Genomic DNA, 25,283 nt, shown 5'->3' with positions numbered 1-25,283 from the left:
TAAATTATGATTTGCTATCTATTATAACTTTATGTATGTCAAAAAAAAATATAATCTAGTTTAAAATTTTTTATTATCTTTTAGTCTAAGAATAACTACTTTATTACAGAATCAAACAATATAAAATACCGCAATGAAGTTATTTATAATGGCGTTGATTATCATGTTGAGTACTACATTCACTATCTTTGGACAATTATCCTACTATAATTTTACTCCCAATGACTCTACATTTAAAGTTGGTTATGAAGAAATTGCAAGAGACTTCACAGAAAAATACGATTTAACTGACCTACAAAAAAAGAGTTTAAGGATTCTGATTTTGAAGTGAGGATTTGGAATTCGGTTTCAAATGGATGTGACGGTGTATTTATTGTTAATAAAAATAATATTATGAGTGTTTACTATCTGGATGATTTACAAAGTTCCTTCGATAGAATTCTAGATATAGTTGGTTTATATAAACCGGAGATAAATTTACTAGATAGTAATTTAATTGAAACGAAACTTTTATGGGCAAAGCTAATGGGAAATGATATTCTGAATTTACCAGATGAAGAGGTGGTTATTCATAGTAATGTTATTTTAGATGGAAGCTTATATATAGTTGAGATTGGCAATGATCTTGGATATAGATGTTATCATTATGTGAATCCAGAATTGTACCAAGTTGAAGAAGCAAAGAAAATGACCAAAATAATTAATATCATTAATAATGATATAATAAATAAACTATAGTTTACTACTTAAAAACGATATCAAATATATTGCGTTAATTACATAATTTCATTTGAAAACTGTTTCTCTGAAAATCTATTATTTAATAATCTCCTTTATTTAATACTTTAGTAAGTCTCACTTTCTTTTAAGATGGGAATTTATTTGAACTCTCTTTAATCTCTGCCAGTGGCGGACAAGTCTCCCCTACAAAGGGAGAGACCTATTAGCATTGTACAACATTTCATTTATTTTTTCTGACAGAATGTTAAATGTGTAGACATTGTTAACAATAAGTCTTTCTCTGGAAAGAGAAGACTGCCTGCTTGAAACAGTGAGAGTAAATATTCCGGGTAAGAGTTTATCATCCATTCTTATGAACCAACCATAATAGAACAATTTTGCACTTCAGAGTTTAGATGTTATTTCATTTATTATCAGAGATACTACGTAGTAAAAATATCAGTAATTATACTGATTCATTTGACCCTCCAAAAAGTTAAAATACTTCAGGTAAATTATAAAAATGTTAAAAACAGGAATACTTTGTTCAATAAAATTCCTCATAAGGAAATTGTAGAGTTTACAAGAGTATTGGGTCTTCTTTTATACTCGCGGGTTTCTGTTATCCAGGCATTTGAGCTGATACAAAAGCAGACAAAAAATGAAAAGTTGAAAGCTATTGTAAAGAGTATTCTTAAAGATATAAAAAGTGGATCCTCCCTTTCAAAAAGTTTTTCAAAACACCCACGTGAATTTGCGGATATATTTATTGCAAATTTAAAAGTTGGTGAAGAAACAGGAGAAATTGCTGAGGTGATTGTTGAGTATTCCCTCTATCTTCAAAAGATGCAAAGTTTAAAAGGTAAAATTCTGCAGGCAGTGCGTTACCCAATAATGGTTCTTGTGGTCGCAGTTGGTGTTGTAACGTTTATGCTTCTATTCATCATCCCAACTTTTGAAGGGCTTTTCCAATCCGTGCAGGCAGATCTTCCTGTTATTACTCAACTTTTATTAATCCTGAGCAGGGGACTCGTAAATAACAGTACTCTGTTGTTCTTTATTTTGCTGTCGGTTGCTGGATTAATTTATTTTGGAAAAAATAATGAATCGTTCCAGAAAAATTTTGTAGATAAATCTCTTGTAAAATTACCGGTAGTTTCTAAAATGTATATAACCGGTTTGCTTGCGAGGTTCTCGCTCAGTATGGCAATATTATTAAAGAGCAAAGTTGGGTTAGTAGAGTCACTTAAAATATCCAAAAACATAACCTCCAATCATTTATTCAAAAACCAGATTGACCTGCTACTAAAGAAAACAATTTAAGGGGAAACTTTATCTTCAAACGTAAAGTCTTCTCAATTCTTCGACCCAACGTTTACAAGATTACTGGCTGCAGGCGAAGAAAGTGCAGAGCTCGACAAAGTATTGATGCAAATGAGCATTTACTATAGTAGTGAATTTGATCATTACCTGGATAATCTTACTTCCTTACTTGAACCAGTGCTTATTTTATTTGTTGGAGGAATTGTTGCGGTAATACTAATCGGGCTTTATCTGCCAACAAAGTATCCAATCGGAAGTGCACTTCCTGATTTTTATCCTGATGAAAAGATTTGCAAGGAATCATTTTCATTCGCTGAAAGAGTTTTAAACGATGTCAACAGGTTAGTTAAAAAATAATTAGCTGCTTTTTACTGCCTATAAGTGCTAACAATCCCATTTATCCTTAAATTTGAGTAATAGAACAATTAGTCTAACTCATCCCTACCCTTCTCTTCAGAAGAGAAGGGATTATCATTAGAATTCCATTCAATTATTTTTACTGACAGAAAAATTTTCATTTTACGTTTTATTGAAAATAATTCCCTCTCTTGGCAAGAGAGGGATAAGGGTGAGTTCATAATTTTATTAAAATTCTTGTTGATTGTGATTTGAAGATTGAGGAAGTTTGATGAAAGAAAATATTTAGGTGATTGATATGTTTTTTAAAAAGAAGACCAAAATACTATTCGATGGGAATAATTCTATTTATAATGATGAATACATCTCATTTTCAATCGATGGTGAATGGGAAGACAATTCTGATAAACAAAACATTTCATTAATGCATAAATCCAAAACAGAAACGATTGAAATTACTTATCAGATTGCTAAAAGGGCACCATTGTCAAAAGATAACATTATTGAAACGATAGTTAAAAATATTGAAGCTCGAATAAATCTATTACAATTGAGAAGTAATGGAAATTTTAGCTTTGATGAACCAATTTATGAGGAGCAAAATTTATCCTATAATGTTGAGATTAATGGTGAGAATTCAGCAGATAATGTTTTTGTTGCAATAAAAATATTTGGTAGAAGTAATTTAATAATTATAATAAGTCATTATGTATTTGGGAGTTTTAATAAGAATAAAATATCAGAATTTAATAAGCAGATGTGGCAACAAATTTGAACATTAACCATTTAGTATTTCAGTTTATAATTTATGATCTAAATATCATGCAAATAATTTGAATTACCCATTCAATTTATTCCGACAACACATTTAATTAATAAATATATCAAAGTGCTAACAATCCCATTTATCCTTAAATTTGAGTAATAATTGATTATTTGAATTTAAGAGTTCATTTCATTGCGATTAAAAAAATTATCTGACAATTTTATAAACAAGCTTGCCGGCTTTTCTGCCGGCTCACTTCCACCGCAGGATTTTGCAGAGGTTCTGTTAACGGATATTTAGCAAATAAGATAAACGTGTTCTATATTTAAGTAAATAAATTCCGTAATTACTATGAACAAAGCTGAATTAAAAAATAGAATTGTAAATTCGTTAAAGGAGCAAAGAGAAATTGAAAAAATTATTGTCTTTGGCTCGTTTAATAAAAGCAATACACCAAATGACATTGATATTGCTGTAATTCAAAACAGCAATGAAAATTATCTAACTCTTGCATTGAAATACAGAAAGCTGATAAGAAATATTTCAAAAGAAATTGCAATAGATATATTTCCGATCTCAAAGAAAAATGATAATAACTTTTTCTTAAATGAAGTTACTAACGGAGAAATTATTTATGCAAGAGGAAACTAAAAACTGGCTTATATATTCAGAAGAAAATCTTAAAGCTGCAAAAGTCCTACTTGAAAGCAAACTTTTCAATCCCTGTCTTCAATCCGTTCAACAATCAATTGAGAAAGCTTTAAAAACTCTCTTTATAGAAAATGAAATACCATTTAAGAAAACACATAACATAATGGAACTGAAAACTATTTTATTGAAATATGATGTTAATATAAAACTAACTGATGACGAATGTGATTTTCTCGATAGCATTTATCTGCCAACAAAGTATCCAATCGGAAGTGCACTTCCTGATTTTTATCCTGATGAAAAGATTTGCAAGGAATCATTTTCATTCGCTGAAAGAGTTTTAAACGATGTCAACAGGTTAGTTAAAAAATAATTAGCTGCTTTTTACTGCCTATAAGTGCTAACAATCCCATTTATCCTTAAATTTGAGTAATAGAACAATTAGTCTAACTCATCCCTACCCTTCTCTTCAGAAGAGAAGGGATTATCATTAGAATTCCATTCAATTATTTTTACTGACAGAAAAATTTTCATTTTACGTTTTATTGAAAATAATTCCCTCTCTTGTTAAGAGAGGGATAAGGGTGAGTTCATAATTTTCTTAAAATTCTTGTTGTTTGTGATTTGAAGATTTAGGAAGTTTCACAGAGTAATTTAGTTGAGAAAATTTAATGAAAGAGGAATAATAAGCACTTAATGAAAAAGTTAACTTCATTCGAAGAGCATTTAAACAAACGATATGGCAGAAAAGGAACTGCAAGTCGAGAAAAGTTTGAAGCTGAATCACTCGCTTTCAGACTTGGAAAAATGCTGAAAGAGGAAAGAAAGTAAGCCAATCTAACACAGGAACAGTTTGCGGAAAAAACCGGAACGAAAAAAAGTTATATATCAAGAATAGAAGCCGGGAAAAGTGATATTCAATTTTCCACTTTTAGCAGAATAATTGAAGTCGGGCTTAAGAAGCAAATTAGTATTTCGATTTCGTAATTCGATTAAAAACCGTTGAAACGGTTATTAAAACTTTTCAATTCATTATCCGATTTATCGGTTTCATACACAATAAATATTTTCCAAAAATTTTATTGAATATTGTTTTTAGATTGGGAAAGTTTGTACGACAGATAATAATTGAGATGTATATGAGAATTATTTGTGGAAAATTTGCTTAACGGCTTTAAATAGTTTTTCTTATAATTAAAGAAATAAAAGAGTTTATAAATAAAATTAATTTTGAGACTCCTATGAAAGAAAATCAAAACAAATCACTTGCAATATTTGAAACTTTTAAAATCCGCCGCCATTATGATGAAGAAAGAGAAACCTGGTATTTTTCTGTAATTGATATTGTTGCTGCACTAACTGAGCAGCATGATTTTCAAACAGCTAGAAAATACTGGAACAAACTTAGTGAACGACTTAAAAGTGAAGGAAGTGAAGTGGTGACAAATTGTCACCGGTTGAAAATGACTGCACAGGATGGAAAAATGAGAGAAACCGACGTAGCAGATGTTGAAACAATTCTTCGTATCGTTCAATCAGTTCCAAGCAAAAAAGCTGAACCAATAAAGCTTTGGCTTGCTAAAGTTGGCTATCAAAGAATTGAAGAAATGAATGATCCGGCAATAGCACTAAACCGTTCACGCGAATATTGGCAGAAACAAGGAAGAAGCAAAAAGTGGATTCAACAACGTATGCTTGGACAGGAAACTCGCAATAAGCTGACTGACTATTGGGATAAACATGGCGTTAAAAAAGATGATGAGTTTGCAATACTTACAAATATTATCCATAAAGAATGGAGCGACTTAACTGTTAAGGAGCATAAATCTCTCAAAGGATTAAAGACCCAGAATCTGCGGGATCACATGAGTGAAGCGGAGCTTATTTTTACTGCTCTTGCAGAGCTTTCGACAAGGCAGATAGCAGAATCTGAAAATGCTGAAGGAATTGAAGAAAATAAAATCCCTGCAAAAAAAGGAGGGAAAATTGCTAAAGATGCAAGGAAAGCTCTTGAACAAAAAACCGGTAGAAACGTAGTAACCGGGGATAATTTTTTACCTCCTGTAAACAAGAACAAGTTTAACAAATAATTACGACTAATATGGCTAAAGTTTATCATTCTTAAATTTTTGTTGATTGTTTTTGAGAGATTGAGGATATTCGTAATGAATATCGTTAATATAAAACCTAATCATAATGATTCGTTTTTATATCACTAAATGTTCCAAGTTCAAAACTATTTACTAAAAAATCTGAATTTGAAATTTATATTTTAAGAAAAGAAGAATAATTTACGCATATGAGTCATCCACTATATGAACTACTTCAAAAATTAGAAGATGCGCACATTTTTTTCACTCTTGGAAGAAGTAGACCAGACACTATTCGTGTTAGTTTAACTATTGTTGGTGAGAGAACAGAAATAGACGTTTTCGATGATGGACATATGGAAGTATCACGATTCTTTGGCGATGAGAGTATTGTTGGGGAAAAAAAATTAGTTGATAAAATCATTGAAGAAAATAAAGATTAAATTAAAAAACGGTATTATCAAAAAGTCATTACTATAACATCATCCAACCCCAGTGCTAACAATCTCATTTATCCTTAAATTTGAGTAATAATTGATTATTTGAATTTAAGAGTTCATTTCATTGCGATTAAAAAAATTATCTGACAATTTTATAAATAAGCTTGCCGGCTTTTCTACTGGTTCACTTCCACCGCAGGATTTTGAACGTCTTATAAAACTGTTCACGACCGAAATTAATAAGCATTACTTTACTCATTCATCCGAATCAAATCTGCTGAGAATAATCAATGGAATGTTTGATAAATACTTTTTCCTGAGTGAGTGTCTGCGTTATCCTCATTATGCTGAAATGCTTGTTAGCATTGCATCCAACAGTAATTATTTAAGCGATATTCTCGTAATCAATCCGGAGTTTTTCTATCTCGTTAGCGATTCATCAATTCTTAATTCAAAGCTGGATAAAAAAATATTTGAAGCTGAAGTTGAGGATAGAATTTCTCGTTACTCATCACTCGATGCAATAACTCACGCTCTAAATTCACTGAAGAGAAGAGAAATTCTGAGAATAGGTTTGAAAGATATTCTTGGTCAAGCAGAGGTCAGAGGAATCACATCTGAACTTTCGATTATTGCAACAACGTTAACTAATAAATTATTTGAAAGTTGTTACGATTTCGTACTTAATAAATATAAGATCGATACAGTCAAACAAGAGTACTGTATAATTTCGCTTGGCAAGCTCGGTGGTGGTGAATTGAATTATAGTTCAGACATTGATATTATAATTTTTTATAATGAAGAGAGCAAAATCGGAAACAGATACTACAGTGAAATACTTTCAGAAACTATCCAGTTATTTCTTGAAAAATGTACATCATCAGAAGCAGGAAGTTTGTACAGAATTGATCTTCGATTGAGACCTGATGGTAAAAGTTCATCGGTGTGCAGAAGTATTCAGGAATATCTCGATTATTATGAAATTCGTGGAAGTGATTGGGAAAGACAAATGCTCATCAAAGCCGGATTTCTTGGCGGAAATGAAAAACTTTATTCACAGTTTATGAAATACATAGACAGGTTTGTTTATCCGACTGTTCATTTCGTTTCACCAATTGAGCAAATGAAAAAACTGAGAAAAATAATCGAACGTGATTCAGAAGATGCAAACATAAAATTAATTCCCGGTGGAATCAGAGATATTGAATTTACGGTTCAGGCATTACAGCTTCTTAACGGCGGGAAAGATGAATTAATAAAATCAGGTAATACTTTTTCTGCCTTAGAAAAACTAAGTGATACAAAACTTTTGAAGAAGAATGAATATAAAATTCTACACGATGCTTATGTGTTTTATAGAAGAATCGAACACTTTCTCCAATTGATGAATAATACACAAACACACACAATTCCCGAAAGCGGGGAAATTGCAGAGAAGCTGAGTACTTATCTTGAATTTAAATCATTGAATGAATTTAAGGAAAATGTAAAAGTATTTCGAAAACAAGTGAGAGATATTTACAATTCAATTGTTGGTGAAAGTGAAAAAACAAAAGATGAAAATAAAATTTTGACTAAAATAAAGTTTACAAATCCACAAAAAGCATCGAAAGACATTTCATTTTTACGTGAAGGAAAAGGATTGACCGTAAGCAGAAAGTTTGATAAATCTGCACTTGAATCCTTCAACAAAATAGAAAATAATTTCTACGAATATTTGCTGAATGCTGATGATCCTGATTTATGTGTTTCAAATTTCGTTCGTGTTATCAAGCAAGCTGATTTCCCTTCCATCTGGTATAATGAATTTACGGATGAAAATTTTCTACAAATATTTCTACAGCTTTGTGAAAACTCTCAATTGGCAGTCGATCTTTTCGCGGAAGATAAAATTTTAAGAGAGAGTTTTCTAAGTCGGGATTTTCTGAATATAATTTCAATAGATGAAACCAAAAAAATCCGTTTGAAAAATATTTTATTCAATCTTGCAGTTCAGCTAACTATCAGTCAGATTGATTCTGTAGCAGCTTCAAGAACTTTGAGCGAAACAGTAAGCGATAAAATAAAATTAGTTTCGGAAGAATTCGGAATAAAGAAAAAATGGAATGATGATTATCTGATTATTGTTCTCGGAAGTACAGGAACCGGGACAATGACTTTTGCTTCTGATATTGATCTGATATTTGCAGCAAAGAATTCAGGAAAGTATCTAAAAATTCAAAATGATTTTCAGAATCTTCTGGCTGATTTAAAAAAAGAACTTTCACCATTTTCTGTTGACTGCAGATTACGACCGGAAGGTGCAAGCAGTCAGTTGGTTTGGGATTTTGATAAATACACCGAATATTTGAGTAGCCGTGCAAGAATCTGGGAGTTTCAGGCAATGTTGAAAGCAAGTTGTGTTGGCGGAAATAAAGAATTATTTTCTAAACTGACTACATCATTTCTAAAAAGAATTTCTAAGTTATCTGACGCTGAGATCATAAAAGGAATAAATGATATCAGATCAAAATCAATATCCAGCTTTCCTGCTGAAATGGGATTAATTGATCTCAAGAAAATTTCTGGTGGATTAAATGATGTTGAGTATGCTGCTCATTATCTTCTGCTTTCAACTCCTGAAAGTGCAAATCAATTCATCGGTAAAGCTATTCCGGTTATTTTAAATGAACTTTCTACAAAATCAGAACACAAAAAAGTTTTAAATGAGCTTGCTGATAATTACATTTTCATTAAGAATTTAGAAATTTTTAACCAACTTAGCTTTAGCAGTAGTTCTTCAAAGTTATCGATCGAAGAAAATAAATTTGGGAAGCTTGCGCGTTTTATGAAATATGAAAACGATTCAGCGTTAAAGAAAAAATTAAATTCTGTTCTCCAGTTCAACAGAGAGAATTATTCTAAGTTTATTAAAGTGATTTAATCCTTTAAAACAACAATTGAATTAAGTTACTGATTGGTTTGTTTTTATTTTTAGTCCATCAGTTCTTTGTTTAAGTTTATGTTTAAGTTTCAGGTTTAAGAATATTTTTAAGAGATACCTGACAATTACTGGTAATGTAAGTTCAATAATTATAACAGACAACCATAGAACTAAAACAATCAGCCAAAAACCAATAACTAATATCACAGAATGATCCGGATAAAAAAGTATTACGTTGTTCTAACTTCAATATTTGTATTTATAATATATTTATTCACACTTGCACCTTCTGTTGTTCAGATTGATTCCGGCGAACTTGCTGCAGTTCAGGCAACACTTGGAATTGCACATCCGACCGGCTATCCATTATTCACAATGATCGGATATTTGTTCTCACTGATTCCACTTCCATTTTCAAAAATATTTCAATTAAATATTCTTGCTACAATTTATTGCAGTATCGGAGTTGGCGTTTTTACTTACACAATAAAATATTGTCTTGATAATATTTTGGTTTTCAGAAAGAAAAATTTATCAAAAGAATCAGCTAAGAAAGAGAAGAAGAAAAGCAAAGAGCAGTCAACAGAAAAACAAATTGAAATTCCGGAAAATTTCAAGTTGATCACAGCAGTATTTGGCGGACTTTCACTTGCATTCAGCAGAACATTCTGGTTTCAAAGTACTTCGGTTGAAGTTTATTCACTTCACTTACTTTTAATAACACTCATCATATTTTTTCTTCTGAAAGCATACGTAAAATCTTTTGAGAATGATAAACTTTCGAACTGGTTATTGTTTGCATTTTTTCTCGCACTCGGATTTACAAATCATCTTACAACATTGATGATACTTCCCGGAACTGCTTACTTATATTTTTCACGATACAAATTCAATTCAGCAAGTTTTAAAAAATTAGCACTGATGATTACTCTTTTCATCCTTGTTCTTATTGCGATTTATTCTTATCTGCCATTGAGAGCTTCACAAAATCCAATATTGAATTGGGGAAACCCAATCGATTGGGAAAGAATTTATCGTCACGTCACCGGAAGACAATATCAGGTTTGGTTGTTCACATCATTTGATTCTGCGGGAAAACAGTTCAGTCATTTTTGGAACATTCTTCCTTTTGAATTTTTTATTGGATTACTTTTTGTATTGATTGGTCTAATTGTATCGTTATTCAGATCAAAAACTCTCGGCTTGTTTATTCTCATCTCTTTTCTCTTCACTTTATTTTATTCGATCAATTATGATATTCACGATATTGATTCTTATTTTTTACTTGCTTTTATAATGCTTGCTTTCTTTTCATCCTTTGGTGCTTTAAAAATTTTGGAAATGAAAAGCCTTCCTAAAAATTACGGACTGATTGGCTTGGGACTGGTTTTGGTAATTCAACTATTTTTTAATTTCAGGGAAGTGGATCAAAGCGGTGTTTATACTTATGAAGATTACACCAAAGCAATATTAAATACTTCACCAAAAAATTCGATTATATTCAGCTATCAATGGGATTATTTTATATCAGCTTCGTATTACTACCAGTACGTTGAAAATCAGAGAAAAGATATTACAATAATTGACAAAGAACTTCTGAGACGATCGTGGTACTACAACCAAATCAACAATCACGATCCGAACATTCTTAGTGGAGTAAATAATGAAGTTGATCAATTCCTGATCGCACTTCAGCCGTTTGAGCGGGACGAAAAATTTGATGCCAATAGACTGGAAAATCTTTACAGAACTATTATGAGTAATCTGATTAAGACGAATGTAAGCAAGAGAGATTATTTTATTGCTCCTGAGTTGGTTGATCAGGAAATGAAACGAGGTGAATTCAAAATTCCGGATGGATATAACTTGGTTCCGCATTTATTTTTCTACAAAGTTGTGCAGGGAGATGAATATGTTCCTGCACCTGATCCGGATTTTCAAATCAGAATTTCTTCAAACAGAAACTATTACATTGATCAGGTTGAGAGAATGGTCGGGCAGATGTTATCGAACAGAGCTTATTATGAAGTAAAATTTGGAAAAACTGACAGAGCAAAAATTTATCTTAAAAAAATATTGAATGACTTACCGGGCTTTAAGCTTCATCCGGCTTTACAACAGGTGTTAAAGGATTAATCCTAATGTTGAATTGATTGAAAACCCGACTATTCATTTATTTAACTACCAACATCTTTTTTACAGATAAATAGTTATCTGCTTGCAATCTATAAACATACATTCCACTCGCATAGTTCATTGCGTTAAATTGAACTTCATAATATCCAGGCTGTTGTTCTGCATTTACTAATGTTACGACTTCACTGCCAAGTATATCGTAAACTTTCAACAATACTTTACTGATCACCGGCAACTGATAACTGATTACTGTACTTGGATTAAATGGATTCGGATAATTCTGCTCAAGCTTAAATTCTTTTGGACCAATGTAACTGAAGATGAATGTCTTTGTCATCATCAGTCCGTTTGCATCTGTTATCATAAACTCAATTGTATCTTTTTTTGTAATTGAAACATTTCTGCTTATATCAAATGTGAATGTTACTTCCGCTTCTTCTGTTGGTTCTATCCTCTCAATAATTTTCTCTGATTGGTGAAAAGTAATTGGCTCTTCCTGAAAGCCCCTCCTTTGGAGGGGTTGGGGAGGCCTTACTTTAACATTTTCTGCAGGATTTGTTTCTGAAATATTTGCAATCGTTAGTGTTATCTCGTTACCTTTTGTGCCCGGCTGGATTTCGTAAATGTTTTGTGCAAAGTTTTCTCTGAGTAAGAGTAAGATTAAGAGTACGAGTAAGAATAATTTATTTTTCATTGTAAATTTTTAATTGTTAATTATACATTTTACAATACTTACGGACACGGTGTAGAGTTCTTATTTGCTGTTACACTTGCCTGATCCAGAGTCCAGGTTAAATTTTTTCCGTTGAAATTTACACTGAATACATTTGTATGTGTGCCAGGCAGAAATAGCTTTGGTTGTCCCTTGTCAATTTGAAGTGATACAAACTTGTTTTTACTGCCAATCGGTATATAGATACTTACACCGTTATCATTAACATATCCGAAATATGCTGTGTATGATCCTCCACCATTATTTCTCACACATTGAAGAGTAGGTACAAGTAGCCCCAACAATATATTAAGATTATCAACTACATTTATTCCAGAAATATCTGAATTGATTCCATAGGTGCTAATCCATATTTGGTGACTACCAAGAGTTGACATCTCTGAGCCAGTAATTGGAAAGGTAAGAACTGTGTCTGAAATTACAGTTGTAGTTTTTGCGCTACCATTAAAATAAGCTATTGATGAATCAGAGAAGTTCTCACCTGTTGCAGTTACAGTTAAACCGGTTGGTGGGTTGCCTCCCGATACATATCTCAATATCATCTGAGGTGTGATTGAAGTTAAGACTGGTGGAATAGCCTCCGGAAGGTGTTCTAATAAATATTCAGTGTTGTATCTTAATAATGCATAAGCTTCGCTTGTAATATTTCCTGAACTGTCTTGATTGCATTCATCAATCACGGATTGAAGTGTGTACTCAACCCAAGGAATATGATTACCCTGAAGAAGTGTTTTTGTTGTGACAAATAGGCTGTCGTATTTATCTGCTATCACTTGGTTTGCTATCCAGCCGAGTTCGAAGGAGCGTTGGGTGTAGTTTAAAAGTGTGTCAAGGAAATCTAGTTGGATGAGTGAATCCGGAGGATTATTTGGAGATAGTGTATTTGTGACAAAGGAATTTAATTTGACCTGTTCTATTTCTAAATCGCATTCTGTATTATAACCCTGTACATAAATATTATTAATTTTTGGAAGACCGGAACTAGTGAAAAAATAATTGTTTTTTTCTTCTCCAGGCTTAATAAATGCCTCAGGATAATTCCATTCTGGAGACTCAATGAAAGCCCATATAAAATTTTCATCTCCCCTAAAAAAGAAGTGCCAGTCTAGTGGTTGATTAAATTCAGAAATATTTTCTGTCTGAGCATCAATTCCGAATAGTATAATTCTTTGTAAGCTTGAGATAGTATTTTTAACCTTATAATAATATTTGTAATTACCGGATACTTTCTCAACTTTGCAATTAATTTCTGCATCTAAGGCATCTTTAGGAATGATTTCAGGAAATGGCTGATTATCCCAGTTCCCATACAGACTTCCATTCCAACTAAAACATCCAGCACTAACACATAACTCTGAAATTCCATCACCATCTCTATCCAGCACTCCAATATCATCAGTAAAGCCCCCAACAGAACTTGAACTATCTTCATCAATATCATTAATAAACCAACCGCTTGTTCCATTCCAGCTCAAGATCCATATATCCGATAATCCTCCGCTGAAACCACTATTCCAAGAGGTAATGATATCAATGTTACCATCTAAGTTCAAATCCATAACTCCCATTATCACAGAATTACGCATATCAAAACATTTTATAACAGGATTAGTTTTCCATAATATTGTGTGATTTCTATATATGCCAACTATACCAGTTGATTTAAAATCGTTTGCTTGATCTTGGGTATAAGCCAAAAATATAAAACATTCTTCCAAAGTAGAATATGTATCTACTACTTCGAAACCGAATTGCCTCATTGTATTTTTTGATCTATTAACACTCATTATATCAGATGCTCCATAATCAGACCCACAACTTGCAACAATTGCTGCATTGATTTCTTCAATTTCTTCTTGTGTAACACCTGGTTGTGCAAACTGAATAGTAGTTAAAAAGATTACATATAAGAACATTAATTTTTTCATTTTCTTTACCAAATTTTATTGTGGGAAAAATCTTTTTGAATTGTTGATAATTTTTTTTGAATATACCAAATCATAGGGATTCCATTTAGAATCGTATATCCATTTACAAAAAGAATGCTCATAACCCTCTGACCAATTATTACTACTTTCAACATTAATTCCTAATCCATCGCACAAATATTTTTTTTGAGTTTTATAAAAGAGGTACACATAATTCATCAAATTAATATTCTCAGGAACGTCCTCCTTAGGATAACCGATGTCACGTGCTGTTCCATATAAAAATTGGGCTAATCCGTAAGAACTTGCGACTCGAGTTTGTGCAATATTATTTTTAGTTCCCTTGGGTGCATCATTTCTGGTCCATTCGTTTTTCAAAAAATCAATCATTTTATTATTCGTAGAATCATATTTCTGAACATTAGTTAACTCGGGATACAACTCAGCAAATTCATTCGCAATTCTTGTATAAATAGTATCGACAACTGTGTAACCGAGCCAAACTCTGTGAGTGGTAGAATTTCTTCCACCATAATAATTCACATCAGGGTTCGGGTTTACTAGTTTAGAATAATTTTTCACCATATCCCAAACGGTATAAATTTGAGATGGATAATTAATTAATTGGACATTGTAATGTGTTGGCATATTAGGATAAGTGTAAGTAGAGTCATAGATATAATAACTATTATATTTAGGGTTTGTCTTATAATTTGGCTCATATTGAGTCGTAAACGGTTCAAACCTGTAAGATGGCGCAAATCCGGAATCTGACAATGAATTGAAATATGTTTTCGCTGATTCCGTGAACATTTGTCCTTTAATTAATTGAGGAGGAATACCATGTATGCCCCCATAAAAAATACATAGTGAATCTATATTTACAGTATTATTAAGTACATCTTTCGCTTTTTCAAATGAAGAATTTTGTCCATTCCATATCATAGATGGCTTCACAATCTTTATTTGTATTTGTGCAGAATCTCCATTCTCCCTTTTTGCTTTTAATGTTATAAAATAAGTTGAATCTTTATCCCAGTATCTACCAACTAACCTAATCAATCCGGACTGTAATGGATTCATTTTAATGATACTATGATTATATGTTTTGCCTTTCACATCGATGGGGACATTTTCAAATTCATTCGTTGGATATTTTTTCTCCCAGTAAACACCCATTTTCTTAGCACAATCATTACAAGTATCAATAACTGTTACAGGATTATTACCCCAAACATCTTCAGACAATCCTCCATCAAGGTAAGGAATTCCATTTGCATCAACGGGGGCTTCTTCAATCATCAATTCATCAACTGTTTTATATCTTGCCTGGTAATATTTTGTCTCTCCAAGCAGTATAGTTGGTTCTTCATTTATATATGCTTGTACAATTGCATAATTCGAAGTCTGTGGTGGTCCCGGCAGACAATCAAATAAAACATCTTCATCATTATTACTTTTTAACATTGCGATTTCTTCAACTAAACCAATTCTTAATAATACTAATCCTGTGCTATCTGCTGTTGTATCTGCAACAAATTTTATCGGCTGGTTTATATCATAAAAATATACATCAATACTGTCATCAACTAAAATGTTTCCAAGTGTACAACCTTCAAGCATTGCTGCTTCAAAAGTTTGTGTCGTATCAAAATCCGTTAGTGTTCCATCAGGTAATCGTTTCTTTATATTTATATCAGCCGTATCGCCGGGGAATAATTCTGTTGGGCTTACTTCCACAAAAAGACTGTCCCACTTAATTGTGAGTTGTTCTGCCGCGTAGTCTCTCTGCAGAATGTTAAATAATGGCATCGGACAGTTTATGCAATCAAAATTATCTTTAACTATCATTCTTTCTCCCTCTGCATTCCACCTTGCACAGAATTGATTGTAGTTTTCATAGTTTATTATAACAACTGTAGAGTCAACTGTGAGTGTATCAGGTGCTGTGAAAAGATATTCTCCTCCTCCAAGATAAGTTAACTGCCCGCATTCTGGCTCTATGGTTATCGTTTTCTGAAGAATATCATAATTATCTTCGTTATATTCATATTGATTCGGTGTAATCCATAGTTTTATTATGGTCGAACCTCCCGGTTCTACTGATGCAGGTGTGAAGTGGATATATATCTGGCTCGAATCGCAATCATAGTAAGAACAATTTCCAAACACACATCCGCTCTGTGCTGGGTTTATTGTTTTTGATTCTTCTGGATTTATCTCTACTCGTTCTTCAATTTTTATTTGTGCGTTAAGCGTGGGTGTAATTAAGATTAAAGATAAAAGTAAAAAGATTAAGAGATTGATGGTTGATGGTTGATGGTTGATGGTTGATGGTAAGATAACAATGATTCTTTTTTTGTCAAGCAGCGAGTATTATGTTTTTGAATTTCTCCCATAAAGGCTTCATTTTGTATTACATTTACAATATTTTTTTGTTCTCACTGAGAACATAGATTTTTGATTTGATATTGTCAAGAGGGGAGGAAAATATATTTTTGCTTAATTTCATATGATCAAAATAATGCCAAATACATATGTGGAGAGATTCCATTTAAAACAAAATCACTTCTCTGCTGCATTTAACAATTCATCAATTCTTTCATTACTCAACTCAGCTTTTGTTCTGAATGACTGAAGTGTTACATCCGTTTGTTGAATTAAATTTCTTTTATAATACTTCGGTGCGAAGATAGAGCCATCAATCATATAAATTCTTTCGGTTTTCTCATCATAGAAAAAGTAGTTTACAAAAGGTCCACTGTTATCGAATTCATTCATCCACAAACCCTGAGTAAATAACGCATATCTTCCGTTAAAATCTACTTCATTGACAACAAATCCATCCTCAGAAACAAAAACAATAAATGAATCTCCAACTGATTGGAAGAATTTACTCGTTAATCTGTCCCGAATAATTTTTATTGAATCCTGATTCAGATAATCCGGATCTGCGTTATCAATCCAGTGAATGAAGTATAAAAGTTTTATATCATTTCCCTGAGCTTTCTCCATTAAAACAAATTTTTCTTTCGGGTCATCTATAAGGATTTTAAAATCTTTTTGAACATAAATTATCCAGCCATATTCCTTTAACAATTTTCCTTCAACTGCTTTTTGCTCGAACTCAGGATTATAAAGATTACTGATTAATCTTTCATCAGATTTTTGCTGGAAGGTATTTAACAGATTATTTGAATTGCTCAAAATATTTTCATTCAGCGCTTCAACATTTGGTGCTGATATTACAGCAACAATCTGGTTCTTCGCCCAAACGTCATATTGAAATGCAACAAACTCTGAATCAGCTTTAAGTTCATTTTGAACAGAAGTATCTTTTATACTGCTTAAAAATTGTGAGGTGCTACTTCCCGAATTATTTGGTGCGGCGATAATGAGGTTCTTTACATTTTTATTTTTATCGAGTTCGTCTAAATCAATTCTTTTCAGATTGTATAATTTTTCTGGTTGCGGAGTAGTTATTTCTTTTTCAAAAACAGATTTAAGCGAATTTGATATTGCTTCATACTCAATAGAATCAGCCACAACAAAAATTTCATCTTCTGAACCTTTTGCGCTATCCTTTGGTTTATTGTATAATAGTAAGAACAACAAAAATGCAATTACGATAACCACAACTGTAATTGTAAGCAACAGCCAGGTCGGATATACTGATGATTTTTGTTTCATATTCACCTTGATACATTTGAGAGTGTTAATTCCAGATTCGGCAGTAATGCAAGGTATAATCCCCACATCGTAAATCCGACAGACAGTGGGATTGACAGATTATCATCGATAAGCCTGAATGAAATATTTTCTACAATTGCACCAACAAATGCAGCTATAAAGCCAATCAAATATTCTTCTAAGAAACCGCCGATTTTTGGAGTAAATAAAATCACTATGCATGCACTAATAAAAAAAGTTAAAGTTCCCTCAAAACTTTTTGAAAGAAATTTATGCTTTCCAAATTTTCTACCAATCAATGCTGCAAGCGAATCACTTATTATCAGAATCGAAAAAGCTGAGATGAAAATTACCTTTGGGAAAATAAGTACACTGATAAGAGCAGAAATTAGTACGTAGGTTGCGCCATTAAGATTTTTCTTTTTATGATCGAGCTCATGCTCACGCAGCAGGAAGCCAAAAAATTTATAGAATATTTTTCCGGTTTCCGGATGAAGGTAACGGCTTAAATCTATTATTAAGGCAGCTGCAGTGAGGATTCCGAGAATTATTGCCGCAGTCTTTGCAGTTATGAAATAGTAAACAATAGGAATGGACAGCGAAGTAAGATGAATCAGCTTTCGGAATAGTTCATCTTTATACTGAATCGTACCGTTATCAATTTGCGTCATCTTTTACAGAAGCATCCTTCTGCTTTCGCTGCTGAATCATTGCCTTAACGTGTTCAGGAATTTCTTCTTCCTTTTTCGGTTCCGGAATAACAGGAATAGGAGGCAATTCTTCACCTTTTATTATTCTTTCAATTTCTTCGGAGTCAAGAATTTCGCGTTCCAGAAGTTCCATTGAAAGTTTATGAAGCAAATCGATATTATCTCTTAAAATCTTCTCAGCCCGATTCATCGAATTATTTATTATTCCCCGAACTTCTTCATCTATTTCTATTGCAGTTTTTTCACTGTAGTCGCGATGCTTCTGAATTTCTCTTCCTAAAAATATTTCCTCTTCCTTTGCACCGTAACTCATCGGACCCATCTTATCACTCATTCCCCATTCACATACCATTTTACGTGCAATGTTTGTTGCTTTTTCTATATCATTTCCTGCACCGGTCGTATAGTGATCGAAAACAATTTTCTCAGCAGCACGACCACCAAGTGCATAAGTAATTACTGCTTCAAGATATTCTTTTGAATATGTATGTTTCTCATCGATTGGAAGATAGCTTGTAACACCAAGCGCACGTCCTCTCGGAATAATAGTAACTTTATGAACCGGATCAGCTTCCGGAATCATTCTGGCAACAAGTACGTGACCAATTTCATGATATGCGGTGGTTTTCTTTTCTTCTTCTGAAATAATCATACTCTTTCGTTCCATCCCCATCATCACTTTATCTTTTGCTTCCTCAAAGTCTGACATTTCAACTTTTTTCTTGTTCTTCCTTGCCGCAAGCAGAGCAGCTTCATTGACAAGATTTGCTAGTTCTGCACCAGCAAGCCCGGGAGTTCCTTTTGCAAGTACTTCAAGATTAACTTTTTCTTCCAGAGGAATATTTCTTGTGTGAACTTTCAAAATTCCTTCACGACCTTTCACATCAGGTCGGTCAACTACAACCTGTCTGTCAAATCTTCCCGGTCTTAATAAAGCCGGGTCTAGTACATCAGGACGATTGGTTGCTGCGATTATAATAACTCCGCTGTTTTGCTCGAAGCCATCCATCTCAACAAGTAATTGATTTAATGTTTGTTCTCTTTCATCGTGACCACCGCCGAGTCCGGCTCCGCGGTGTCTTCCGACTGCATCAATTTCATCAATAAAAATTATACAAGGTGCATTCTTTTTTCCTTGTTCAAAAAGATCACGAACACGGCTTGCACCCACACCAACGAACATTTCAACGAAATCTGCACCACTGATTGAGAAAAATGGTACGCCAGCTTCACCTGCAACAGCACGAGCAAGTAAAGTTTTGCCTGTTCCCGGAGGTCCGAGCAAAAGTACACCGCGTGGAATTTTTCCACCAAGTTTTTGGAACTTAGTAGGTTCTTTAAGAAATTCGATTATTTCCTGAAGCTCAACTTTTGCTTCATCAGCTCCGGCGACATCGCGAAACGTAACACGCTGACTTGACTGACTGATTAGTTTTGCTTTGCTTTTACCGAATGAAAAAATTCCTCTTGAGCCGCCACCTTGTCCCTGCATTCTTCTCATAATAATTATCCAGATTGCTATTATAAGCAGCCATGGAAGAAATCCGAGAAGAACATTCAACCATTCGCTCGATTGTTTGTCGAATGAATAATTTATTCCCTTTTCTTTCCAGAGTGTTTCTTCTTCTTTGATTATTGGTTCGGGAATGTAAACCGAAATAGCTTTAACTTTAGTTTCAGTTCCGTTAATCTTTACAGAAGTTTCGGATGTTAATTCAGCGCGGAAGAAATAATCATTAATGTCTGATTTAGTTATAGTTGCTTCTTTAATTTTATCAGTATCATTCAGAAGTCTGCGGTATTCAGCAAATGGAATATCAACGTACTGTTCTTGTGTGGTTCTGAAAACCTGCATAACGATTATTGCCGCAACAATAACCGCTCCCCATCCGAATACCATTTTAAGAACTTTTGACCAATCAAAGTTATCATCAGGTTTGTTTGGGCCCGATCCTTTCGGATTTTTAGGTGGCTTTTTATTTTCATTATTATCAGTCATAAAAAATTTTTTAAAATCTATATTCATTAAAAAGTTTAATCTCCATTTTCTTTTAAAACGTAAATTCCACGTAAATTCCGGTATTTCTGAGCAAAGTCCAGACCATAACCGATTACGAATTTATCAGGAATTTTAAAGCCAATATAATCAATTTTCACGTTATATTTCAGGCTTCCGGGCTTCACCAGAAGTGAAACTACTTTCATACTATTCGGACTTTTTTCGGCAAAAAGTTCCGCTATATACTTTATAGATAATCCAGTATCAACAATATCTTCAACAATTATTATATCTCTGTGGTTTACCTCGCAGTTGAGCTCTTTGAGCAGCTTCACATCACCGGAAGAGATTTTTGCATCACCATAACTTGATAGTTTGAAGAAATCAATTTCACAATTGATGGTCAGATATCTAATCAGATCAGACATAAAAAGAAATGAACCGTTTAATACACCAATGAAAACAGGTAAACTTGATTTATAATCTGATGAAATCTGGTGCGCAAGTTCTTTAATCCTGTTTTGAATTTGCTCTTCTGAAAAAAGAAGAATGAATTCATCGCTGCCTATTACTAATTTTTCAGATGCAGTCACTTTACTTTTAAAGTTAGTTTGAAAATCCTCTTTGTTCCGGGTGTAACCTTAAATGTTTCATCAAGACGTAATCCAATTACCCAAACAATTTTTCCTGAATTAGTTAAAACGTACTGATCTTTTTTATCAACTGATGATATTTTTACATCTGATAGAAAGTCGGATAACTTCTTTGTGCCTTTCATTCCAATTGGTTGAAACTTATCTCCCTCTCTCCATCTCCTGATTTCAAATTTCTTTCCCAGTCCATCTCCGGAAATAAATTCTGAAAATTTATTATTAGTGAACTTAATCATTTTCTTGTTTACTTCTTCAATTGAAAACTCTGTGCCATTAAGTTCAATTTTCTCATCTGCGCTTACAAGAAAGACAGTATTATTTTTATCAATAAGATTTTTGCAGATTACTAATTTATCTCTTTCTCTGAGTGCAGATACTTTTTCTTTCAGATGAATTGATTTACCTGATTGCGAATTTATCAGATTCGTCAGATCACAAATATTCGCTGATGAAAGTTCAATTCTGAAATTTCTTTCGATTAGTGATTTTAAAAAAACTCCCACAAAGTTTCTATCACGTTTTGAAAATTTGTTTAAGTTAATAAAGACCTTCCCGTCTTTTTTAATAACAGCATTTCTTTCCAGCTTTTCAATCTCTTTCTCTACTACCAAACTGATCTCTGAAATTATTTTCGATGTTTTACTGATCTTCTCTTCAAGCTGCGGATTCAATCTCTTTTTTAACTCTGGAATAATTTTATTACGCAAAAAATTTCTTTCATAATCAGATTTAAGGTTGCTTTCGTCAATCCGAAAATGAATTTTATTTTGCACCAGATACTTTCTGATTTCATCTGAAGTAAGACTAAGGATCGGTCGAATTATATTTTCTCTTTTTACAGGAATACCTGATAGCCCTTTTAATCCTGCACCTTTAAACAAATTCAAAAGAATGGTTTCAACATTATCACTTGAGTTGTGTGCTGTGGCAATTTTATTGCAGCCAAGTTTCGTTGCAGCTTTTTGTAATTCCTGATAGCGGATTTTTCTCGCGGCTTCCTCGATCGAAAGTTTAGATTTCTTGGCATTAGCTTTTACTTCGTTTGAGACACTTACAAACGGCACATTATTTTCCGAACAAAAATCTTTGCAGAATTTTTCATCGTCATCAGCGGATTTACCCCGAAGCTTATGGTTTAAATGAAACGCTGCTAACTTAATCCTGAATCGCTTTTTAAATTTTAGTAGAAATGAAAGAAGGAAAACTGAATCTGCCCCACCACTCAATGCAACGAGGATTTTATCGCCAAAATCAATGAGATGATTTTCATCAATAAACTTCAGTGCTTTTTGTTCGATGGTTTTTATCATTTATGTAGAGATGAATTGTGTTAACAAACTTATGGAAAAAGGATATTTTAAAGACTCATAGTATTTAAGTCATTCCAGCGAACCAGCAATTGACGGACAGTCCGGAATCTGATCCTATCGATCTTAAAATTCTGGACAAACCAGAATGACAAAACTCTATAAGTAATAATTAATCTTAAAAATTTAGTTTATCTCAATAATCTCATAATCAAGTATTCCGGCAGGTGCGTGTATTTTCACTTTATCTCCAACTTGAGTTCCCAACAATCCTTTCCCTACAGGAGAAGTGATAGAAATTTTTCCTGCCTGAAAATCTGCTTCTTCGGGAGATACAAGCAGGTAATCAAACATTTTTCCGTTTTTCAGGTTTTTAATTTTTACTTTGGATAGAATATGCACTTTGTCCTCTTCAAATTGTGAGGGATCAATCTCTCGTGCACGCGAAAGCATGTCTTCAATCTTTGCAATTTTTAATTCAAACAATCCCTGTTCTTCTTTTGCGGCATCATATTCAGCATTTTCAGAAAGGTCACCGTGAGCACGAGCTTCAGCAATTTTTTCTGCCATTGCTTTTCTGCCGTTGGTTTTCATTTCTAATAGTTCCTTTTCAATCTCGATTATTCTCTCTCTTGTGAGATAAACAAAGTTTCCATCTGCCATTTCTATCCTTTTGATTTGATAAAAAAAATTGCCACCGTCCTGAATATCAGGACAGTGGCAGGGCAAAATTAAGAATTTGAACTTACCTTGTCAAGGCTGGATTATTTGAGAAGTACCTGTCCGACGAAGGTTTATCGGAGGAGGATCATCTTCCTTGTCTCCGCAAAATTTTCCATTTTTCCGTCTTTGCTTTGCAAATCCGAGACAAGCAATTTATAAAAATAAACTCCACTGCTCAGTCCTGTAGCATTAAAATCTATTTTGTGTTTTCCAGCCATAACCTGCTCATTTATCAAAGTTGCAATTTCTTTTCCGAGAACATTAAATACCTTAATTGTAACAAAACCGTTTTGCGGAATGCTGAACTCAATCGTAGTTGATGGATTGAACGGATTCGGGTAATTCTGTTCGAGACCATAGCTAAATGGCTGGCTGATATTTTCAACTTCGGTGATGATGGTATTGTTTTTCAGAATCCAGTTACCGGGATCAAATACAATTGATCCTGGGTTTCCAATAACCTGGAATTGAAAGTTCTGAGTCTGTGCATTGTTAAATAAAGTAACGGTTGTATCTCCTAGAGTAGTATTGATTCTGATCTGCACTGGCATTGTGAAGAAAGAAGGATTGGAATTTACTACCTGGTTTATGTTGAGCGAAATATTATAAACATCACCACCTACGAAGGATTTATTCCAACCAACTGTATAAGTCGGTTCGTTCTCCCCGTAAATCCATTCCTGGAAGAAGTAATCGAGACTCTGACCGTAAACACTCTCAGCAATTGCCTGAAAGTCTTCTGTAGTTGCAACTCCATAAGAAACTGAAGGATGTGCGCTGTATGTTCTTGTAATATCAAAAAATGTTGAATCACCAACAACACCTCTGAGCATATGAAGAACAACACAACCTTTTGAATATGTTCGCGAACCATCAAAAATTTCCCATTCATTTGAAATATCCTGTACCCAGACACTTCCCTGTGCATTTTTTGCGCTGTTCATTTCTGATAATATCTGAGAATTATAAGCTGCTTTACCGCTCTTTGCTTCAACATAAACTGCTTCAGAGTAAGTTGCGAAACCTTCGTTAAGCCAGATGTTATGCCAGTCTGCGCAGGTAATCATATCACCGTACCACTGATGAGCAAGTTCGTGAGAAATAACTCCCGATCCCCAGAAGCCCATAGAAGTACAGGTTTGATGTTCCATAGCTCCACCCCATTCAAATTCTGCATGTCCGTATTTTTCCTGAATAAAAGGATATTCACCATATCGGTTTGCGAATACTGTTATCATCTCATCAGTTTCTTCAACAATGGGTTTTACATAGTTGAAATTTTCAGGATAAATAAAATTCATTATCACCATTGAATCTGATTGACCGTAATGATAATAAGTATCGTACTGAGTATAATTTGAAATAGCAAGTGAAATTAAATAATTAGCGATGCTATAGTGATTTTTCCAGTGATATGTTTTTGTTCCATTCCCATTATCAACAACACTTTCAAGAGTTCCATTTGATACACCAATTAAATTGCTTGCAACAGTCATCCAAACATCAGATGAATCTGCTTTGTCTCCGGGCGTATCTTTCTGAGGCCACCAATACGGACCACTGAATGCTTCACTCAAAGTTGATATAATTGGTGAACCATTATGTGTACTAAAATCAAAACCACCGAAATTAGTCCCGCTTGGTACACCACGGTAAAAAACTTCAAGTGTAAAGGATTCTCCTTCATTGTAAGTTTGATCAAGTGTGATATTGATAAGATTATTTGTATGTGTGAATAATGCAGATAAACCATTGATCAAAACTGAATCTACAATTAAAAAACTTCTCAGATCCAAAAAACAAGAGTTGATAGTTGTTGTATCTGCCTTAACTCCGATTATAATTCTGCCTGTGAGATAATTCGGGCTTGTGGTGATTGTTAAATCGAGACCATAATAAGTGACATCTATTTTAGTATCTCCCGGATAGAGAACTTTTGACATTTGCATTGATCTGGCGTGTCTTTCTCTTTCAGTTTTAATCCAGGGTTTGTATTCATCCTGAGCAATCAGAATGAAAGATGTTAGAAGAACAATTGTAAAAATGTATTTTATCATTTTAATCCTGCTTTTAAAAATTAATATTTCATGTTAAAATAGTGGTTAAACCAATAAATAAACACTGTTTAATTTTT

Annotated in this window: 21 protein-coding genes and 1 pseudogene; 12 read left to right on the top strand and 10 right to left on the bottom strand. The window is 33.3% G+C overall.

Features of this window, described 5'->3' with window-relative positions; all coding sequences use genetic code 11:
- Window positions 1-133 precede the first annotated feature (133 nt).
- From HND39_10965 to HND39_10910, 12 genes and pseudogenes are all read left to right on the top strand, one after another.
- The gene (locus tag HND39_10965; GenBank protein ID QKJ96756.1) at window positions 134-331 is read left to right on the top strand and encodes a hypothetical protein; all 198 of its coding nucleotides are present in this window, start codon (window positions 134-136) and stop codon (window positions 329-331) included.
- Between the two features lie 62 nt (window positions 332-393).
- Window positions 394-738 carry a hypothetical protein gene (locus HND39_10960; GenBank protein QKJ96755.1) on the top strand — a complete coding sequence of 115 codons (345 nt, stop codon included), beginning with the start codon at window positions 394-396 and terminating at the stop codon, window positions 736-738.
- A 525-nt stretch (window positions 739-1,263) separates the two neighbouring features.
- Window positions 1,264-2,043 carry a hypothetical protein gene (locus tag HND39_10955; protein ID QKJ96754.1) on the top strand — a complete coding sequence of 260 codons (780 nt, stop codon included), beginning with the start codon at window positions 1,264-1,266 and terminating at the stop codon, window positions 2,041-2,043.
- 63 nt (window positions 2,044-2,106) lie between these two features.
- Window positions 2,107-2,400, top strand: coding sequence for a hypothetical protein (locus tag HND39_10950; protein QKJ97975.1), 294 nt, complete (start codon window positions 2,107-2,109; stop codon window positions 2,398-2,400).
- Between the two features lie 298 nt (window positions 2,401-2,698).
- Window positions 2,699-3,175, top strand: a complete 477-nt coding sequence (locus HND39_10945) for a hypothetical protein (protein QKJ96753.1) — start codon at window positions 2,699-2,701, stop codon at window positions 3,173-3,175.
- Between the two features lie 342 nt (window positions 3,176-3,517).
- Complete coding sequence (locus HND39_10940) at window positions 3,518-3,817, top strand: nucleotidyltransferase domain-containing protein (protein ID QKJ96752.1); 300 nt, start codon at window positions 3,518-3,520, stop codon at window positions 3,815-3,817.
- On the top strand, window positions 3,801-4,190 hold the full coding sequence (locus HND39_10935) for a HEPN domain-containing protein (GenBank protein ID QKJ96751.1): 390 nt from the start codon (window positions 3,801-3,803) through the stop codon (window positions 4,188-4,190). Before HND39_10940 ends, HND39_10935 begins: the two co-directional genes overlap by 17 nt.
- Before the next feature lie 323 nt (window positions 4,191-4,513).
- A pseudogene (locus HND39_10930) lies at window positions 4,514-4,804 on the top strand (helix-turn-helix transcriptional regulator).
- 254 nt (window positions 4,805-5,058) lie between these two features.
- On the top strand, window positions 5,059-5,907 hold the full coding sequence (locus tag HND39_10925; protein ID QKJ96750.1) for a hypothetical protein: 849 nt from the start codon (window positions 5,059-5,061) through the stop codon (window positions 5,905-5,907).
- Window positions 5,908-6,116: 209 nt separating this feature from the next.
- Window positions 6,117-6,350, top strand: coding sequence for a hypothetical protein (locus tag HND39_10920; GenBank protein ID QKJ96749.1), 234 nt, complete (start codon window positions 6,117-6,119; stop codon window positions 6,348-6,350).
- Between the two features lie 121 nt (window positions 6,351-6,471).
- The gene (locus HND39_10915) at window positions 6,472-9,270 is read left to right on the top strand and encodes a hypothetical protein (protein ID QKJ96748.1); all 2,799 of its coding nucleotides are present in this window, start codon (window positions 6,472-6,474) and stop codon (window positions 9,268-9,270) included.
- Between the two features lie 210 nt (window positions 9,271-9,480).
- Window positions 9,481-11,406 carry a DUF2723 domain-containing protein gene (locus HND39_10910; GenBank protein ID QKJ96747.1) on the top strand — a complete coding sequence of 642 codons (1,926 nt, stop codon included), beginning with the start codon at window positions 9,481-9,483 and terminating at the stop codon, window positions 11,404-11,406.
- A gap of 37 nt (window positions 11,407-11,443) precedes the next feature.
- Here the strand turns inward: HND39_10910 and HND39_10905 are convergent, their stop codons facing one another.
- The 10 genes from HND39_10905 to HND39_10860 form a co-directional block, all read right to left on the bottom strand.
- On the bottom strand, window positions 11,444-12,100 hold the full coding sequence (locus HND39_10905; protein ID QKJ96746.1) for a T9SS type A sorting domain-containing protein: 657 nt from the start codon (window positions 12,098-12,100) through the stop codon (window positions 11,444-11,446).
- 38 nt (window positions 12,101-12,138) lie between these two features.
- Entirely contained in the window at window positions 12,139-14,067 is a 1,929-nt protein-coding gene (locus tag HND39_10900; GenBank protein QKJ96745.1) for a hypothetical protein, read from the bottom strand.
- A 15-nt stretch (window positions 14,068-14,082) separates the two neighbouring features.
- Window positions 14,083-16,239 (bottom strand): hypothetical protein, encoded by a 2,157-nt coding sequence (locus HND39_10895; GenBank protein QKJ96744.1) that lies wholly within the window; start codon window positions 16,237-16,239, stop codon window positions 14,083-14,085.
- A 393-nt stretch (window positions 16,240-16,632) separates the two neighbouring features.
- Window positions 16,633-17,712 carry a DUF4837 family protein gene (locus HND39_10890; GenBank protein QKJ97974.1) on the bottom strand — a complete coding sequence of 360 codons (1,080 nt, stop codon included), beginning with the start codon at window positions 17,710-17,712 and terminating at the stop codon, window positions 16,633-16,635.
- 47 nt (window positions 17,713-17,759) lie between these two features.
- Window positions 17,760-18,428 (bottom strand): dolichol kinase, encoded by a 669-nt coding sequence (locus HND39_10885; protein ID QKJ96743.1) that lies wholly within the window; start codon window positions 18,426-18,428, stop codon window positions 17,760-17,762.
- Complete coding sequence (locus HND39_10880) at window positions 18,415-20,493, bottom strand: ATP-dependent zinc metalloprotease FtsH (protein ID QKJ96742.1); 2,079 nt, start codon at window positions 20,491-20,493, stop codon at window positions 18,415-18,417. Before HND39_10880 ends, HND39_10885 begins: the two co-directional genes overlap by 14 nt.
- An 8-nt stretch (window positions 20,494-20,501) precedes the next feature.
- Complete coding sequence (gene hpt / locus HND39_10875; protein QKJ97973.1) at window positions 20,502-21,035, bottom strand: hypoxanthine phosphoribosyltransferase; 534 nt, start codon at window positions 21,033-21,035, stop codon at window positions 20,502-20,504.
- Between the two features lie 20 nt (window positions 21,036-21,055).
- Window positions 21,056-22,429, bottom strand: coding sequence for a tRNA lysidine(34) synthetase TilS (gene tilS, locus HND39_10870; protein ID QKJ96741.1), 1,374 nt, complete (start codon window positions 22,427-22,429; stop codon window positions 21,056-21,058).
- 183 nt (window positions 22,430-22,612) lie between these two features.
- Window positions 22,613-23,089 carry a transcription elongation factor GreA gene (gene greA / locus HND39_10865; GenBank protein ID QKJ96740.1) on the bottom strand — a complete coding sequence of 159 codons (477 nt, stop codon included), beginning with the start codon at window positions 23,087-23,089 and terminating at the stop codon, window positions 22,613-22,615.
- Window positions 23,090-23,220: 131 nt separating this feature from the next.
- Window positions 23,221-25,206, bottom strand: a complete 1,986-nt coding sequence (locus HND39_10860; GenBank protein ID QKJ96739.1) for a T9SS type A sorting domain-containing protein — start codon at window positions 25,204-25,206, stop codon at window positions 23,221-23,223.
- Window positions 25,207-25,283: the final 77 nt, after the last annotated feature.

The sequence above is a fragment of the Ignavibacteriota bacterium genome (genome assembly GCA_013285405.1).
GTDB lineage: Bacteria > Bacteroidota > Ignavibacteria > Ignavibacteriales > Ignavibacteriaceae > IGN2.
The sequence above is the reverse complement of the archived record's forward strand: the minus strand, read 5'-3'. Positions and strand labels throughout refer to the sequence as shown.

Coding starts and splice junctions, on each gene's coding strand:
- HND39_10965 (QKJ96756.1), top strand. CDS start 134: ATGAAGTTATTTATAATGGCGTTGATTATCATGTTGAGTACTACATTC.
- HND39_10960 (QKJ96755.1), top strand. CDS start 394: ATGAGTGTTTACTATCTGGATGATTTACAAAGTTCCTTCGATAGAATT.
- HND39_10945 (QKJ96753.1), top strand. CDS start 2,699: ATGTTTTTTAAAAAGAAGACCAAAATACTATTCGATGGGAATAATTCT.
- HND39_10940 (QKJ96752.1), top strand. CDS start 3,518: ATGAACAAAGCTGAATTAAAAAATAGAATTGTAAATTCGTTAAAGGAG.
- HND39_10935 (QKJ96751.1), top strand. CDS start 3,801: ATGCAAGAGGAAACTAAAAACTGGCTTATATATTCAGAAGAAAATCTT.
- HND39_10925 (QKJ96750.1), top strand. CDS start 5,059: ATGAAAGAAAATCAAAACAAATCACTTGCAATATTTGAAACTTTTAAA.
- HND39_10920 (QKJ96749.1), top strand. CDS start 6,117: ATGAGTCATCCACTATATGAACTACTTCAAAAATTAGAAGATGCGCAC.
- HND39_10910 (QKJ96747.1), top strand. CDS start 9,481: ATGATCCGGATAAAAAAGTATTACGTTGTTCTAACTTCAATATTTGTA.
- HND39_10905 (QKJ96746.1), bottom strand. CDS start 12,100: ATGAAAAATAAATTATTCTTACTCGTACTCTTAATCTTACTCTTACTC.
- HND39_10900 (QKJ96745.1), bottom strand. CDS start 14,067: ATGAAAAAATTAATGTTCTTATATGTAATCTTTTTAACTACTATTCAG.
- HND39_10885 (QKJ96743.1), bottom strand. CDS start 18,428: ATGACGCAAATTGATAACGGTACGATTCAGTATAAAGATGAACTATTC.
- HND39_10880 (QKJ96742.1), bottom strand. CDS start 20,493: ATGAATATAGATTTTAAAAAATTTTTTATGACTGATAATAATGAAAAT.
- tilS (QKJ96741.1), bottom strand. CDS start 22,429: ATGATAAAAACCATCGAACAAAAAGCACTGAAGTTTATTGATGAAAAT.
- greA (QKJ96740.1), bottom strand. CDS start 23,089: ATGGCAGATGGAAACTTTGTTTATCTCACAAGAGAGAGAATAATCGAG.
- HND39_10860 (QKJ96739.1), bottom strand. CDS start 25,206: ATGATAAAATACATTTTTACAATTGTTCTTCTAACATCTTTCATTCTG.